15 protein-coding genes and 1 tRNA gene are annotated in these 15,631 nt (G+C 69.8%); 5 read left to right on the forward strand and 11 right to left on the reverse strand.

Annotation, left to right across the window (positions count from 1 at the left end; genetic code table 11):
- The 7 genes from VE326_13805 to rpiB form a co-directional block, all read right to left on the reverse strand.
- On the reverse strand, positions 1 to 539 hold a 539-nt coding region (locus VE326_13805; protein HYJ34281.1), incomplete at its 3' end, for a glucose-6-phosphate dehydrogenase assembly protein OpcA.
- A complete protein-coding gene (gene zwf, locus VE326_13810) occupies positions 536 to 2,083 on the reverse strand; it encodes a glucose-6-phosphate dehydrogenase (protein HYJ34282.1) in 1,548 nt (515 codons plus the stop codon). The genes VE326_13805 and zwf, both read right to left, overlap by 4 nt.
- Positions 2,080 to 2,997, reverse strand: a complete 918-nt coding sequence (gnd, locus tag VE326_13815) for a decarboxylating 6-phosphogluconate dehydrogenase (protein ID HYJ34283.1) — start codon at positions 2,995 to 2,997, stop codon at positions 2,080 to 2,082. Before gnd ends, zwf begins: the two co-directional genes overlap by 4 nt.
- The gene (tal, locus tag VE326_13820) at positions 2,997 to 4,142 is read right to left on the reverse strand and encodes a transaldolase (protein ID HYJ34284.1); all 1,146 of its coding nucleotides are present in this window, start codon (positions 4,140 to 4,142) and stop codon (positions 2,997 to 2,999) included. The genes gnd and tal overlap by 1 nt, the downstream gene beginning before the upstream one ends.
- A gap of 26 nt (positions 4,143 to 4,168) precedes the next feature.
- On the reverse strand, positions 4,169 to 4,534 hold the full coding sequence (locus VE326_13825; GenBank protein HYJ34285.1) for a VOC family protein: 366 nt from the start codon (positions 4,532 to 4,534) through the stop codon (positions 4,169 to 4,171).
- A gap of 433 nt (positions 4,535 to 4,967) precedes the next feature.
- Complete coding sequence (locus tag VE326_13830; GenBank protein HYJ34286.1) at positions 4,968 to 6,719, reverse strand: hypothetical protein; 1,752 nt, start codon at positions 6,717 to 6,719, stop codon at positions 4,968 to 4,970.
- A gap of 1 nt (position 6,720) precedes the next feature.
- Entirely contained in the window at positions 6,721 to 7,173 is a 453-nt protein-coding gene (gene rpiB / locus VE326_13835) for a ribose 5-phosphate isomerase B (protein HYJ34287.1), read from the reverse strand.
- Between the two features lie 137 nt (positions 7,174 to 7,310).
- Between rpiB and VE326_13840 the strand changes: the two genes are divergently transcribed.
- The gene (locus VE326_13840) at positions 7,311 to 7,805 is read left to right on the forward strand and encodes a hemerythrin domain-containing protein (GenBank protein HYJ34288.1); all 495 of its coding nucleotides are present in this window, start codon (positions 7,311 to 7,313) and stop codon (positions 7,803 to 7,805) included.
- Positions 7,806 to 7,828: 23 nt separating this feature from the next.
- Here the strand turns inward: VE326_13840 and VE326_13845 are convergent, their stop codons facing one another.
- The 4 genes from VE326_13845 to ribA are packed head-to-tail and all read right to left on the reverse strand — an operon-like array spanning position 7,829 to position 12,205.
- Positions 7,829 to 9,883 (reverse strand): M3 family metallopeptidase, encoded by a 2,055-nt coding sequence (locus VE326_13845; protein HYJ34289.1) that lies wholly within the window; start codon positions 9,881 to 9,883, stop codon positions 7,829 to 7,831.
- Positions 9,884 to 9,902: 19 nt separating this feature from the next.
- Positions 9,903 to 10,739, reverse strand: a complete 837-nt coding sequence (locus VE326_13850) for a hypothetical protein (GenBank protein ID HYJ34290.1) — start codon at positions 10,737 to 10,739, stop codon at positions 9,903 to 9,905.
- Entirely contained in the window at positions 10,736 to 11,410 is a 675-nt protein-coding gene (locus VE326_13855; protein HYJ34291.1) for a hypothetical protein, read from the reverse strand. Before VE326_13855 ends, VE326_13850 begins: the two co-directional genes overlap by 4 nt.
- Before the next feature lie 54 nt (positions 11,411 to 11,464).
- Positions 11,465 to 12,205, reverse strand: coding sequence for a GTP cyclohydrolase II (gene ribA / locus VE326_13860; protein ID HYJ34292.1), 741 nt, complete (start codon positions 12,203 to 12,205; stop codon positions 11,465 to 11,467).
- A gap of 55 nt (positions 12,206 to 12,260) precedes the next feature.
- Here ribA and VE326_13865 point away from each other — a divergent pair, with 55 nt between their 5' ends.
- From VE326_13865 to VE326_13880, 4 genes are all read left to right on the forward strand, one after another.
- Positions 12,261 to 14,144 (forward strand): thioredoxin-like domain-containing protein, encoded by a 1,884-nt coding sequence (locus VE326_13865; GenBank protein HYJ34293.1) that lies wholly within the window; start codon positions 12,261 to 12,263, stop codon positions 14,142 to 14,144.
- Positions 14,145 to 14,160: 16 nt separating this feature from the next.
- Complete coding sequence (locus VE326_13870) at positions 14,161 to 15,237, forward strand: hemolysin family protein (protein ID HYJ34294.1); 1,077 nt, start codon at positions 14,161 to 14,163, stop codon at positions 15,235 to 15,237.
- Between the two features lie 15 nt (positions 15,238 to 15,252).
- Positions 15,253 to 15,335 (forward strand) — tRNA-Leu (locus VE326_13875).
- 92 nt (positions 15,336 to 15,427) lie between these two features.
- The coding region (locus VE326_13880; protein ID HYJ34295.1) for an MFS transporter at positions 15,428 to 15,631 on the forward strand (204 nt) is incomplete at its 3' end.

The raw sequence follows: 15,631 nt of genomic DNA on the forward strand, positions 1-15,631 counted from the left end.
CAGCTGTCGGCGACGACGATGTCCGCCAGCCCCGCGAGCGCCTCCGCCCAGGGAGGGCGCGGTCCCGGCGTGAGCAGGAGCACCACCACCGGAAGGTCCCCGATCAGGAGCGAGCGGACCGCGCTCGGCACGAGAGGCGCCGTCTCCTCCGTGTACTCCAAGAGCACCTGCTCCGAGCAGACGAACGCCCCGCCCCCCTCGCGCAGGTGGCACAGCGCGGTGGCGCGCGCGGTGAGCCGCTTCGGCTCGGCCGGAGCCCGGCGCGCGGGACCGATGCGGAAGAGGCGCGCCGGGTGGCGCCGCGCCACGTCGGCGATCACGTCGGCGAGCCGCTCGAAGCCCTCGGCGTCCAGGGGCACGATCAGGTTCGCCAGGGCGGCGCGATAGAACGCGTTCGCGCCCGGGGGCGACTTCCACATCGTCTGCAGCTCGCGCTCCAGCGCGAGGGCGTCGAAGGGGCGTTCCCCCTGGTCGCCGAGGAGCAGGAAGGGAGCCGTGGTGTCGGCGGGGGCGCGGCCCGCGGCGGGCGTTTCGTTCACACGCGATACCAGCGGTGGCCGTCCCGCTCGGGGAGCGCGTCGCCCTCGCGCGGGCCCCAGGTTCCGGCGGCGTAGGGAAGGAGGGGCGGCTCGCCCCGCTCTGCCCACGCGCGCGCGATCGCGTCGACCCGCTCCCACGCCAGCTCCACCTCGTCCTCGCGCGCGAAGAGGGTCGAGTCGCCCAGGTTGCAGTCGAGCAGGAGGCGCTCGTAGGCGTCCGGCGGATCCGCGCCGAATGCGGTGAGGTAGTTGAAGTCCATGCGCACCGGCTGGATCTGGAGCGCCTGGCCCGGAGCCTTGGTCCCGAAGGAGAGCGACACCCCCTCGTCGGGCTGGATGCGCAGCCGGAGCACGTTGGCCTCGATCGGCGCGCAGCCGATCGACCGGAAGAGGGAATAGGGCGGACGGCGGAAGGAGATGGCCACCTCCGTGGCGCGCTTGCCGAGACGCTTCCCCGAGCGCAGGTAGAAAGGCACCCCCGCCCAGCGCCAGTTGTCCACCTCCAGCTTCACCGCGAGATAGGTCTCGGTCGTGGAGTTGGGATCCACGCCGGGCTCCTGCCGGTATCCGGGCACCGCCTCGCCCGCCACCGAGCCCGCCGCGTACTGCCCGCGCACGGTGCGCTTCGCCACCTGCTCGGGGGTGAGCGGCTCCATGGCGCGGAGCACCTTCGCCTTCTCGTCGCGCACGAAGTCGGCATCGAAGCGCGACGGAGGCTCCATCGCCGTCAGGGCGAGCAGCTGCAGCATGTGGTTCTGGAGCATGTCGCGAAGCACGCCGGCCTTCTCGTAGTAGCCGGCGCGCGCCTCGACGCCGACCGTCTCGGCGACGGTGATCTGCACGTGGTTCACGTAGCGGCTGTTCCAGAGCGGCTCGAAGATCCCGTTCGCGAGCCGGAAGACCAGGATGTTCTGGACCGTCTCCTTGCCGAGGTAGTGGTCGATCCGGTAGATCTGCCGCTCGTCGAAGTGGGCGTGGATCGTCGCGTTCAGTACCCGCGCGGAAGGGAGATCGCGCCCGAACGGCTTCTCCACGATGACGCGCGTCCAGGCGTTGCCGGGAGGACGCGCCAGCCCCGAGCCCCCGAGGTTCTCGAAGATGGCGGGGTAGGCGGGAGGCGGCGCGGCCAGGTAGTAGATCCGGTTTCCGGGGATGCCGCGCTCCTTCTCCAGCGTCTCGAGGAAGGTGCCCAGCGCGCGGAAGTCCTCGCCGCTCTCGAACGTCCCGGTGCGGTAGAAGAGGGACGGGGCGAAGGCGCGCCAGACCGCGTCGGCGATGCCGTGCTCCTTGGCCACTGCGGCCGTCTCATCGCGGAACTCCTGGTCGGTCTTCTCCTGGCGCGCAAAGCCGACGACCGCGGTCTTGGGATGGAGCAGGCGGTCGCGGGTCAGCTCGAGCAGGGCGGGAAGGAGCTTCCGGTGCGTGAGGTCGCCGCTCGCGCCGAAGACGACGAACGTGCAGGGCTCCGCCGCGCGGAGCGTGACGCTTCCTTCGCGAAGCGGGTTCGGCGCGGCCGAGACGCGCGCGCCCGCGTCGGGGCTCACGTCGTCTTGACGGCGTGGCCGCCGAACTTGTGGCGCAGCGCGGCCAGCATCTTGCCCGCGAACGAGGCGGACTGGCGCGAGCGGAAGCGGGCCTGGAGCGCCAGCGTGAGGACCGGCGCGGGCACCGCCCGCTCCACCGACTCGACCACGGTCCAGCGCCCCTCTCCGGAATCCTCGACGTAGTCCTTCACGTGGTCCAGCTTCGGGTCCTCGCGGAGCGCGTCGGCGGCCAGGTCGAGCAGCCAGGAGCGAACGACGCTCCCGTTCCGCCAGAGTGAGGCGATGCGGGCGAGGTCGAGGCGGTAGTCGGACGCGGAGAGGATCTCGAAGCCCTCCGCGTAGGCCTCCATGAGCCCATACTCGATTCCGTTGTGGATCATCTTCACGAAGTGCCCCGAGCCGTTCTCGCCCATGCGCGCGTACCCGTCCGGGGGAGCGAGCGTGAGGAAGACCGGCTCGAGCCGCTTGCAGGCGGCCTCCTCCCCTCCGACCATCAGGCAGTAGCCGTTCTCCAGCCCCCAGATGCCCCCCGAGGTGCCGGAGTCCACGAAGGTCACGCCCCGCTCGCGCAGGAGCGCGCCCCGCCGCACCGATTCCTTGTAGTGGGAATTGCCGCCGTCCACGACGATGTCGCCGCGGTCGAGCGCCTGGCCGAGGTCGCGGATCACCTGCTCGGTGGGATCGCCCGAGGGGACCATGACCCAGACCGCGCGGGGGCGGTCGCGAAGCTGCGCGATCAGGTCGCCCATGCCCGACGCCCCGACGGCCCCCGCGCCGGCCACCTCGGCCACGCTCGCGGCGTTGGGGTCCCACGCCACCACGCGGTGCCCGCCGCGAAGCAGGCGGAGCACCATGTTCTTGCCCATCCGGCCGAGGCCGACGAATCCGATCTCCATCGCCGCTCCCGCCGCCATCAGCGCCGCGCCTGGAGCGCGGCGGAGCGTTCGCGGATGGTGTCCATCATCTCGATGAAGGATTTCTCGAAAAGGGCGACGCCCTCGGTCTGGAGCTTCCGGCAGTGGGCCGCGAGATCGATCCCGGCGTCGGCCAGCACGCGGCGCGTGGCGCGCGCCGTCTCGACGCGCGGGTCGAGGCGGTTGCCCTGCACAACGCCGTGCTCCAGCCAGGCGTCGAGGGTCTCCTTGGGCATCGTGTTGATCGAGTCGGGCCCGGCCAGCTCCTCGACGTACTTCACGTCGGAGTAGGACGCGTTCTTGGTGCCGGTGGAGGCCCAGAGCATCCACTGCGGCTGCGCGCCGCGGCGGCGGAGGTCCTCGAAGCCGGGGCCGAAGAAGCGCTCCCGATAATCCTCCCAGACGTCGAGCGCGTTCGCGACGGCGGCCGACCCGCGCAGGGAAAGGTACCGCTCCCGGTCGGCGACCGCGTCCGCCGCCGCGGCCTTCGCGTCCAGCTCCTTGTCGACCGAGGTGTCGAGGCGGCTCACGAAGACGCTGGCGACGGAGTGGAGTCCCTCGAGCGACTGTCCCTTGTCGAGGCGCTTCTTGATGCCGCGGAGATACGCCTCGGCGGAAGCGGCCACCTGCTTCCGGTCGAAGAGGAGGGTGACGTTGATGCTGATTCCCTCGGCGATCAGGGCCTCGATCGCCGGGACCCCCGCCTCGGTGCCCGGCACCTTCACGAAGAGGTTCTTGCGGTTCACGATCTGCCGGTAATGGCGCGCCTGCTCGATCGTCGCCTGGGTGTCGTTCGCCTTGTCCGGCTCGACCTCGAGGCTCACGAAACCGTCGCGCCCCGTGCCGCGGCGGTAGGTCTCGGCGAGCAGATCGGCGGTGCGCGTGATGTCGCGCACCGCCAGCGCCTCGTAGATCGACTCGGGAGACTGCCCCGCCGACGCGAGCCGCCGGATCTCGTCGGGGTAGGTGTACTTGTCGCCGCTGATGGCGTTCTTGAAGATGGTGGGGTTGGAGGTGACGCCGTACACCGACCCCTCGGCGATCCACCGGGCGAGCTCGCCCGACTGGATCCAGCCGTCATTGATGTTGTCGAGCCAGACGCTTTGTCCCAGCTCGTGCAGCGCGGTGGCGGCGGTCGGCTTCATGGTGACGCGTTCCTTTCCCGAGAGATCTAGGTCTGCTTCCGGGTGGCCAGCATGACCGGCCGGCCTTCCGGATCGATCGTTCGCACGACGCGATGGCCCCACGGCATATCCGCGGGCGGTCCTTCGAACATCACCCCCCGCGCGCTGAGCGTGGCGTACGCGCGGTCCACGTCCTCCACGATGAAGTAGAGCGTCGGCTCCTTGGGCGGGGTCGGTTCGCCCATCCCCGGCATGGGAGGCATGAAGCCGAGGCTGGAGGTGCCGCCCGTCTGCACCCACAGGTAGTTGAACTGGGGATCGTGCTCGTGGGTCTGGAAGCCGAGCAGCTCCACGTAGAAGCGCTTCACCGCGTCGATGTCGTGGGTCGTGAAGTCGAAGTGGTGGACACTCATGCCGATGGCGCTTGGCACCGCGGGCGGCGCGGCGGCGCGCCGCGGGGCCGTGGTCGAGCGCGCGGCGCGTTTGGGTGCTGCGGGCTTCCGAGCGACGCTCTTCTTCCGCGGGGCCGTCCGAGCGGCCGGTTTCTTCCGGGCCGCGGACTTGCGGGAAGCCTTCTTGCGAGCAGGCATGGAACCCTCCCTGTTCGAGTCCTACCGTCAGCCGGCCAACGCTCCGGCGGGAGCGGTCCGGCGGCAAGCCGCTGTCGAACCGCCCGTCGGGCCGATGATGCCGCATCGCGTTGAAAGGGCGCAAGGCCGGTGCAGCTTCGGCGCGCCGGCAGGCGCGCCGGCGCGTGCGGGAACGGCGCATGAAGGGGGGTGCCTTCGAGAAAGGATTAAGTCGCGCGTGCAACTATTTGCTGAATAGATACTTCTGACGGCACACCTACACCTGCGCGGAGGCCGCGATGGCGCGCTCCACGGCGGCCCCGAGCACTTCGAGCCCGGCCTGCGCCCCCTTCGTCATGTGGAGCCGTAGCGCGGGTTTCCCGCGCGAGGCCAGCGAGGCGAGATCTCCGAGCGCCTGCGCCGTCTCCACCTGTCCGAACGTGTAGGGGCTCCCCGGGATCGGCAGGTCGGTCTCGCCGGAGGCGGTGAGGACGAGGAAGAGACCGGTGCGCGGGCCCCCCTTGTAGAGCTGCCCGATCGAATGGAGGTAGCGGGGGCCGTAGCCCTGGAGGACGGGGACGCGGAGCGCGTTTCGAATCGCGCGCCGGATCAGCGCGAACGAGGCCTCGCTCGCGGCGGTCCGCTCCATGAAGGCGAGGAGCGCGACGTATTCGCCGGCGCGGGCGCGGGTCAAGAAGCGGTGGAGCACCATCTCGAGGCTGGGGTGCGCGGGAGAGCCCTCGACGATGCGCGACCAGAAGTCGGCCTCGGCATAGACCTCGATCCCGAGGTCCCGCGCGACCGGCTCGCCCGTGGGCATCACCCCCGCCGTCGTGAACTGGTCCAGGATCCGCTTCGTGTTGTCCTTGCTCTCCTGCACGTTCGGCTCGTCGAAGGGATCGATGCGGAGCACCGCGCCGACGAACGACGTCGCGACTTCCCAGCGGAAGAACTCGCCCGCGATCCAGTCGCGGCCGGGCAGAACGATGCGGACCCATGCGGCTCCGGAGCGGGACAGCTCCCCGGACAGGCGCTCGAGATCGGGCACCGGCTCTCCCTCCAGCTCGATCGATACGAAGACGCGGTCCGCGCCGTAGTGGTGCGCGGCGCCGAGCGGCTCCCCCTCGACCGGAACGATCCCCTTCGCCTCCTTGCCGGTGCTCTCCGCGATGAGCTGCTCGATCCAGAACCCGACGGGACGCAGGAAGGGCGCGGTCAGGATCGTCAGCTTGTCGCGCCCCTCGCGGGCCGCGGCGCCGAGCAGGGCGCCGAGCCGGAGGGCGCCGTTCCGCGCGGGATCGGGCGACAGGGAGGCCTCGCGGGCCGCTTCGGCGCGCGCGGCGAGCGCGCCCAGGTCCAGGTTCAGGAGCGCGGCCGGAACCATTCCGAAGTACGAGAGGGCGGAGTAGCGCCCTCCGATATCGGGAGGGTTGCGGAAGACCTTGCGGAAGCCCTCGGCGCGCGCGAGCGCTTCGAGCGGCGAGCCGGGGTCGGTGATCGCGGCGAAACGGGAGCCCGCCCCGGAGATGCCGGCGGCCTCCACGCGCGAGCGGAAGAACCGGTACTGCGAGAGGGTCTCCAGCGTCGTGCCCGACTTGCTCGCCACGAGGAAGAAGGTGCGGTCGAGGCGCGCGCCCGCCTCGGCCGAGCGGATCGCGTCGGGGTCGGTCGCGTCGAGCACGTCGAGGATGGGGGCGCCGGGGCCGGGCGTCATGCAGCGCTTCAGCACTTCGGGCGCGAGGCTCGATCCCCCCATGCCGAGCAGGAGGACGCGCGTGAAGCCGGCGCCGCGCACGTCCGCGGAGAACGCCTGAAGCTCGGCGATCGCTCCCCGGAGGCGCCCCGGCTCATCCAGCCAGCCGAGCCGGTTGCGAATGACCGCGGCGTGGGCCGGATCGTCCTTCCAGAGCGAGGCGTCGCGCGCGAAGAGCCGCGCCACGGCGTCGCCGTTTCGAAGCGATTCCAGCGTCTCCCGGTAGGGACCCTCGAGGGAGCCGAGGAGCTCGGTCTGCAGCGTCGCGGCGGCCATGTCAGCGGCGCTCGTGCGTGCGCTCGTACTCGCCGATCTGCGCGACGCGGCGCGCATGGCGGCCGCCGTCGAACGGCGCGTTCAGCCATGCGTCGAGGATCGCTTCCTCCTCGTCCTTCGGCGTCACCGCCGAGGCGAGGACGAGCACGTTGGCGTCGTTGTGGCGCCGCGCCATCTCCGCCTGCCAGCGGTTGACGGCGATGGCGGCGCGAATGCCCTCGACCTTGTTGGCCGCGATCGCGATTCCGTTTCCGGAATCGCACGAGAGGACGCCGCGCTCGGCGGCGCCGTCGCGCACGGCCTCGGCGACCTTGAAGGCGTACGCCGGGTAGTCGGTCGATTCGGTGGAATTCGTGCCCATGTCGAGCACGTGGTGGCCGCGCGCTTCCAGGATCCGCTTCACGCGCTCTTTCTGTTCGAATCCGGCATGGTCGGCGCCGATCGCGATGGTCATGGGCCCGCTCCTCGCTCCGCGCGCGCGACGCGCGCGCGCAGGTCGTTCGAGACTAGGTCCGGTCTCGAAGGCGCGCAACAGGGGATTGCAGCGGGGGCATTGACACGAGCGCGCGAAACCCGGAGACTGCGGGACCCATGGCGAAATCCGATTCCGGCAGGCCCACCGCGTCGCTGCGCGCGGAGCACGCGACGATCATGTCCCGGGTGCAGGCGCTGGCCGAGCGGATCGAAACGCTCCACGAGCAGGCCACGCTGGATCAGCTCTCGACCGCGCGCGAAGTGGTGGATTTCGTCCGCCGCCAGATCGTCCCGCACGCCCATGCCGAGGAGTACACCCTCTACCCGGCGGCGGACTGGGCGGCCGGGGAGGGATCCAAGCTCACCGAGCCGGTCCGCTTCGAGCACGTCCTCGTCTCCCGGCGCTGCGACGCCCTGGAGAAGGCGATCGGCGCGGGCGCGGCCCCGGGGAAGCTGATGCACCTCTGCTACGGGATCCTGGGCCTGGTCGCCGCGCACTTCGTCGTGACGGAGGAGGTGATCCTCCCCTACCTCGACAAGGCCTTCGACGGACCCCGCTTCGAGAAGGAAGTGCTGACCCCCCTCCGGGAGACCCGGAAGACGAAGCGCTGACCGGGCGGCCCGCCCGCGCCGGCCTAGTCCATCGCCTCCCGCACGTACGCATCGAACGCTTTCGTGTTGAAGTCCCGTTTCAGGAAATCGCGCACGAGCGCCTCCGCGGGTTTCGAGCCGCCGGGCGTGAGCACGGTCTTGCGGTAGCTCGTCGGCACCGCGGGGTCGAGAAGATGCTCCCGGTCGAAGCGGGTGAAGAGGTCCTTCGCGATCACCTGGGACCAGAGATAGGTGTAGTAGATGGCGGAGTAGCCGTCGAGGTGCCCGAACGAGCACTGCATGTGCGTGTTCGGAACGGGCGGAAACGGAATGATCGCGCGCTCCGCCTGCGCCACCACCGAATCGCTGTTCACCTGCGCGGGCGACCGGTCGTACAGGTGGAGCGAGACCTCGGAGAAATAGGCCTGGTAGCCTCGGTCGATCCCGCGGCCGAAAGCGTCGGCCCGCCGCATCTTGTCGACCATGGCCGCCGGAATCGGCTCGCCCGTCTGGTAGTGCTTCGCGAAGGTCTGCAGGGAGGACGGGTACCAGGCCCATTCCTCCAGCATCTGTGAGGGCGCTTCCACGAAATCCCACTCCGTGGAGATGCCCGCGAGCGGCTCCCAGCGCTGCCCCCCGCCGAAGATCGTATGCAGCAGGTGGCCGAACTCGTGGAAGAAGGTCACCACGTCGGCGTGCTCCATCAGCCCGGGGTCGCCCGCTTTCCCGCCGGGAAGGTTGCAGACCAGGGCGGCCTCCGGCAGCTGGATCCCCGAGCAACCCTGGCGGATCGTGAACTGCGCGGCGTGGTTGAATTTGCCGGGCCGCGGGTGAAGGTCGAAGAAGAACCGGCCGAGCAGCCGGTCTCCCTCGTAGACCTCGTAGGCCTCCACGCTCGGGTCCCACACGACCGCGTTGTCGATCCGCTTGTACGTGACTCCGAAGATCCGCGAGGTGACGTCGAGGACGCCCTGCTTCACCCGGTCGAACGCGAAGTAGGGGCGCGCGGTCTGCGCGTCGAAGTCGTAATCGCGCTTCCGGATCAGGTTCCCGTAGTAGCTGACCTCCCAGTTCTGCACCGCCGCCGCCTTGGGATCGTCCTCGCGCTTGCGCTTCAGGTAGACCTCGTACTCCCGCTTCGACTGATCCGCGACCAGCGTGCTCACCTTGTCCAGGAACGCGGACGCCCGCTTGGGCGTGCGGATCATCTTGTCTTCGGTGATGTAGTCGGCCCACGTCTTGTAGCCGAGGAGCCGCGCCAGCTCGTAGCGCTTGGCCAGGAGGCTGTCCAGGACGGCCATGTTCTGGGGGTAGGCGCGATTCCGGCTCTCGAGCGTGAGGCGGCGCCGCACGTCCTCGCTCTTTGCGTACTTCATGACGGGGAAGCGGTCGGGGTACTCGATGGAGATCGTGATCTTCCCGTCCGGGCCCGGCTTGTGGGACTGGATGAAATCCTCGGGGAGGCCGTCGAGGTCCGCGGCGCTCCCGACCGTGATCGTTCGCGAGTCGTTCCGGATGTTCCGGTCGAAATCCTGGCCGATCAGCACGAGCTGGTCGCGGAGGGCGGCGATGCGGGCGCGCGTGGCGTCGTCCTTGTCCACGCCGGCGCGGCGGAAGTCGCGCAGGGTGCGCTCCACCAGGAACCGGGTGTCGGGGTCGGCCTTCTTCACGTCCACCGCGCGCACGGCCTCGTAGAGGCCGCGGTTCAGCGACGCGTCGCTCAGGAACTTCTGCGCCTTCTGAGTCATCGCCTCGGCGGCGGTCCGGAACGTCGAATCGGGGTGGACCGTTTCCATGAGGCCCGCCATGTAGGCGGCGTTGTCCGCATGGAGCATCATCTCGTTGTAGGGGGCGAGCGTGTTCTCCACCGTGTGCGCGCCTTTCACGGCGACGGTGCGGTCCAGCGCCTCCTGGGCGTTTCCGAGCTCCGCTTCGCACTGGGTCCGGAAGGTGGCCGCGTCGGGCCGGTCGCTGTAGAAGAGCGGCGGGTTGCCGGCGCCCGCGGCCGGTCGAGGCGCGGTCGCCGCGGCCAGGGAGAGCGCCAGCGCCGTGCCGGACAGAGCGCGGACGGCGAGGCGAAGGGAGCGTGGGAAGGGCACGGTGCCTCCTGGATGCGGGCTAGAGGTAGGAGTCGCGATAGACCGCCGCGCGGCGCTCCGGCAGGAACGTGCGGGCGAATGCGGGAACGATGTCGTCCACCTCGGCGAAGCCGGCGTGGCGCATCTCGGTCTTCAGGTGCTCGCGCAGATGGGTCGCGGTGTCGATCGTCGGGTTCAGCACCGCGGCCTCGAGGGCGGCGCGCGAATCGGGACGGATCGAGAGACGTTCCACCTCGCGCGTCCACCACTTGAGGGGCGGCGCCCAGCGCCGCTGCAGCGTGAACCAGAGGTGGACTCCGGCGAGCGCGGCCCGATGCAGGTTCATCTGCCGGTCGGCCGGAAAGCCGCGCAGGTCGTCCGCGATCGCGTAGTGCACGGCGATCAGCAGGGTCAGGTAGCGTTGCAGCGCCCGCTCCCGCCAGCCCGCCTCCGGGAACGCGGCGAGCTCGCGGCGGCGATCCTCGAGGGTGCCCGTTCGGTCGGCGACGACGACGGCGTCCACGTAGGGCCAGTGATCGATGTCCAGCGGCGAGCGCAGCGACTCGGCCAGCGTCTCGTCGGTGAAGATCGAGAAGTCGCCGATCATGCGGCGCGGCGCCTCCCCCTCGGCGAAGATCCGGAGCAGCGTCTGCTCGGGGGGGATCGATCGGAACCGCTCGGGTGTGACGAGGATCAGCGCGTCGTAGTCGCCGTCCGGGTCCGCCCAGCCGAGCACGCGGCTGCCGCAGAGGAGGATGCCCAGCGTATCGGGACGCGCGCGATGTTCTTGGAGCGCGGCGCGCACCGCGGGCTCGTGGATCTCCTCGAGCGAGCGGACGGCGGGGGCGCCGGCGTTTCGGGTCTCCGGCAGGCTCACGTCCCCATGAGCCGCTCGTAGAACCGCTCCGGCTGCGCCTGGAAACGGACGAGCGTGGAGTCAGCCGCGAACCAGTAGTCGCGGCCGCGGAAGGCCACGTGCGGCGAGCGCTTCGTGGGATGGAAGCGTATCCGCGAGACGGGATCGGTGAGGACGGTGGCGTAGCGGAGCGGATCCTTCCGGAAGAGCTTCATGGCCGACGGGCTCGAGAAGAAGAAGATGTCCTGGTTCACCGTGACGCGCAGCGACGAATCGAAGATGGCCCGCCGGGACGGCCTCACCGGGCAGCGGAGGGTGATCTTCAGCTCGCGCAGGTAGCGCTCCGGATCCTGCGAGAACACCGAAGGGCAGGGACTGCAACAGAAGGCGATCGGTTTTCCGTTGACGTAGACGGGGTTGCGGTTCGGGTCGACGCGTGCCTTGCGGACCGGGCAGATGGTATTGACCGAGACGCTGGAGTCCGCGTACATGACCCGCGCTCTTCCGGGGGGATCGGTGACCACGTAGTTGGGAAGGCCGAACTGGATGTCCGTGGTCTCGCCATCGCCGGTCTGGGCGGCGACGCGGCGCGGGCCGCCGAAAAGCGTCGCCAGAGCCATGGCCAGGGCGAGCGCCGCGGCTACGATCAGCAGGAATTTGGCGATGCGTCCAGAGCCAGCGTGCGGAACCAAGTGCCCCCCCTGAAACCACTGTATCCTAACCGAAGCCGGCCCCTCCCATCGACTTCAATTCACCCCCTCGTTCATACCCTCGACCCGGACAGTTTCTCCCTGCTCGGGGAGATGAGGCTTTCCGGAGAAGTCGATGTAATGGCCCGACTTGAACGCCTTGGTCTCGAGGTAGAACCGGTTGTGCTCGTTCGGGGGGATGACGAGGGGCTGGCGGCCCTCGACGACGATGCCGTACCGGGCCAGCTCGCTGACCTTGCGGGGGTTGTTGGTCATGAGCTGGACCGAGCGGATCTTGAGGCTCTGGAGCATGTGGGCGGCGATGGCGTACTCCCGCTCGTCGTCCCGGAAGCCGAGCGCCTCGTTGGCCTCGACCGTGTCCAGGCCGCGATCTTGAAGTCCGTACGCCCGGATCTTGTTCAAAAGGCCGATCCCGCGCCCTTCCTGGCGGAGGTAGAGGACCACCCCCATCGGGAGCTGGGCGATGGTGCGCAGGGAGACCTCCAGCTGGTCGCGGCAGTCGCAGCGGAGCGATCCGAGGGCGTCTCCGGTCAGGCATTCCGAGTGGATCCGGACGGGGACGCTCTCCTGGCCGTAGGGGCGGCCGGACATGACCGCCACGTGCTCCTTGCCGTCGCGGTTGTTCCAGAACGCGGCGATCTGGAACCGGCCGAACCGGGTGGGCAGCTCCGCGATGGCCACGATCTTGACGCAGATCTTCTGCTCGCCGACGCCGCCGCAGCAGTGATCGGCTTCGGAGCGGAGGATGGCCTCGATTTCGGCCTGGGAGAGTCGCACGGTGGGTTAGATGCCTCCGGCCCGGTTTCGAATCGAAACGTGTTATCGTAGCCGTGTGAGCGCCAATCCCCGGGCCCCGGAACTACCGCCCGACTTCGCCTGGCTCAACACCGACCGCCCCCTGACCTTCGCGCGGGAGCTGAGGGGCCAGGTGGTGCTGCTCGATTTCTGGACGTACTGCTGCATCAACTGCATGCACGTCCTCCCCGACCTCGCCTACCTCGAGGACAAGTACGCTCGCGAGCCGTTCCTCGTGGTGGGCATTCACAGCGCCAAGTTCGAGAACGAGGGACATCGCCCCACGGTCCGGGCGGCGATCAACCGCTACGAGATCCGCCATCCCGTGATCGTGGACCAGGAGATGCGGCTCTGGAGCGAATACACCGTGAAATCCTGGCCCACCCTGGTCCTCGTCGGCGCGGACGGCCGGATCGTCGGCGCGGTCGCCGGGGAGGGGAACCGGGCGGCCCTGGACCACGCCGTCGCCGAGGCGCTCGCCGACGCCCGCGCGAAGGGGATCCTGGCCGAGGCGCCCCTCCGGCTGGAGCGCGAGCAGTCGGTGCGCGCCGCGACCGGGCTCGCGTTCCCCGGGAAGGTCCATGCCGATCTGCTCGGGCAGCGGCTCTTCATCGCCGACTCGAATCACAATCGGATCGTGGTCGCGACGCTTCCCGACGCCGAGGGCCGGTCGCGGCTCTTGCGCACCGTGGGATCGGGGCGCGTGGGCCGCGAGGATGGCGCGGCCGAGAGCGCGGCGTTCCACCACCCGCAGGGGCTGGCCCTGATGAACGGCGGGCAGCTGATCGTGGCCGACACCGAGAACCATCTGCTCCGGTCGGTCGACCTGAAGACCTGGCGCGTGAGCACCATCGCCGGCACGGGGGAGCAGTCGTACGACCGTTCGGGCGGCAGGCGCGGCACGGCGCAGGGACTCAACTCTCCCTGGGATCTCGCGATCGAGGGGAGCACCTGCTACGTCGCGATGGCGGGCCATCACCAGATCTGGCGCGTGGACCTGCCGATGGCGCTCTGCCGCGCCTGGGCCGGGACCGGGCGCGAGAACATCGTGGACGGACCTGCCGAAGCCGCCGCTCTGGCCCAGCCCTCCGGGCTGGCGCTCATGGGGAACTACCTCTACTTCGCCGACTCCGAAGTGAGCGCGGTGCGCCGCGTGGACCTGGCCGCCGAGCGGGTGGAGACGCTGGTGGGCCGCGGGCTCTTCCACTTCGGCGACGAGGACGGCGCGGTCGAGCAGGCCAAGCTGCAGCACCCGCTGGGCGTGGCCGCATGCAACAAGAAGATCCTGGTGGCCGACACCTACAATCACAAGATCAAGGAGCTGGACCCCGAGGCCGGGACGATCCGCACCCTTCTCGGGGACGGCAGGCCCGGGAGCGAGCGCGACGGACGGGTCCTCGCCCTCTTCGAGCCGGGCGGCGTCCATGCCACCGACGACACGCTGTACGTGGCGGATACGAACAACCACCGCGTGGTGCGCGTCGCGCTGCCGTCCCTGGCCTGGACGGAGGTGGTCGTCGAGGGGCTGGAGCCGCCGTCGGTGGAGCCGCGGACCCGCGCCCTGGGCGCGGCATTCCCGGCGGATCCCGCGACGCTGCGGGCCGGCGCCGCCACCGGATGGCGCGTCCTCGTGACGCTCCCCGAGGGGGCGCACGTGAGCGACGAGGCTCCGGCCAGCGTCCGGGTGCAGCGCGGGCAGGAGGTCCTGCTCCAGAAGACGATGCTCGGCGCCACCTGGCCGCTCGCGTTCGAGCTTCCCGCGCAGCCGCCCGGCCGCGCCGACCTGCGCGTTCAGGTTTCCTTCGCCTATTGCCACGAAGGGCAGGGCGTCTGCATCCCCGCCAGTCCCGCCTGGAGCGTTCCCGTCCGCTTCGAGGACCGGGGTGAGGCGGAAGCCCAGCTCACCGCGTCGTTAGCCTAGGCCCCGGGGCGCTCGCATGAGTGGCTTCTGGGGACACTTCCTCACCTGGGTCCAGGTTTTCGCCATCCCGCTGCTCGTCCTGGGGAACGCCGTGTTCGTGGCGGCGGAATTCTCCCTCGTCACGGTGCGGAGGACGCGGCTCGAGGAACTGGCCGCGAACAAGGTCCCCGGCACTCACGTCGCGCAGGAGGCGGTGCGCCGGGTGACCGACATGATCGCCGCGACGCAGGTGGGCATCACGATGACCAGCCTGGGCCTCGGGTGGGTCGGCGAGCCCGGGCTCGCGCGCGTGCTGCAGCCCTGGTTTCACTGGCTCCCGGAGGGGTGGGGGATCTTCGCGGCGCACGGCGTCGCCACCGCGTTCGCCTTCCTGATCATCACGTTTCTCCACGTCGTCGTGGGTGAGCTGGCCCCCAAGGGGATCGCGCTCCGGAAGCCCGACACGGTGGCGATCATCCTCGCCGGCCCGCTCCTCGCGTTCGAGCGCATTTTCCGCCCCTTCATCCGGGTGGTGAACTGGAGCGGCAACGGCCTGCTCCGGCTCCTGGGATTCAAGCCCGCCGCCCACACGGGACACATCCACTCGGTCGACGAGCTGCAGCTGATCGTCGAGGACGTGAGCGAGGCGGGGAAGATGTCGCCCGAGCAGGCCGACATCCTGACGCGCGCGTTCCAGCTTCCCGAGAAGAAGGTGCGCGACGCGATGCTCCCGCTGGCCAAGGCGGTCATGCTCGAGTACCGGATGAAGCCGCAACAGATTCTCTACGCGCTCCAGGACAGCGTGCACACGCGCTTCCCGGTGTACGACGGGGAGCCGACGCGCGTCGTGGGCATCGTGAACGCGAAGGACCTGTTCGCGATCTACGCCACGAGCGGCCTCGTGAATCTCGAAGACGCGATGTATCCCGTCACCTGGGCGCCCGCCGACCGGAGCACGGCCGACCAGCTGAAGGAGTTCCGACGCGCAAGGCGCCAGATGGCCGTGGTGATCGACGAGGCGGGAATCCCGATCGGGATCATCACACTGGAGGACATCGTCGAAGAGCTGGTAGGAGACATCGAGGACGAGCACGACGTGACGGGGGTGCGGTAGACGCCGCAACTTCGAGCCCGGGTGGCGGAATGGTAGACGCAGGGGACTTAAAATCCCCTGGGGGCAACTCCGTGAAGGTTCGAGTCCTTCCCCGGGCAAACCGCTACGCCTCGTGAGGGAGGCTTGTGGTAAGCGAAGGTCCGAGACCTGACGCCGACCTGAAAGCGGTCGGGCTCAATCGCGGGGTCCGATGAGCCGTTTCCGTAGCGTCGACCTCCTGGATCGTCGGCTCGCGGCCATCTTCCTCCTCGGCATCGCGAGCGGCTATCCCTTCGTCCTCTGGGGCTCCGCCATGACCGCCTGGCTCAAGGAAGCCGGGCTCACGCGTTCCGCGATCGGCGTCTTCGGCACCGTGGCGGCCGTCTATTCACTGCACTTCCTCTGGTCGCCCCTG

The sequence above is a fragment of the Candidatus Binatia bacterium genome, from assembly GCA_035631035.1.
Lineage (GTDB): Bacteria > Eisenbacteria > RBG-16-71-46 > SZUA-252 > SZUA-252 > DASQJL01.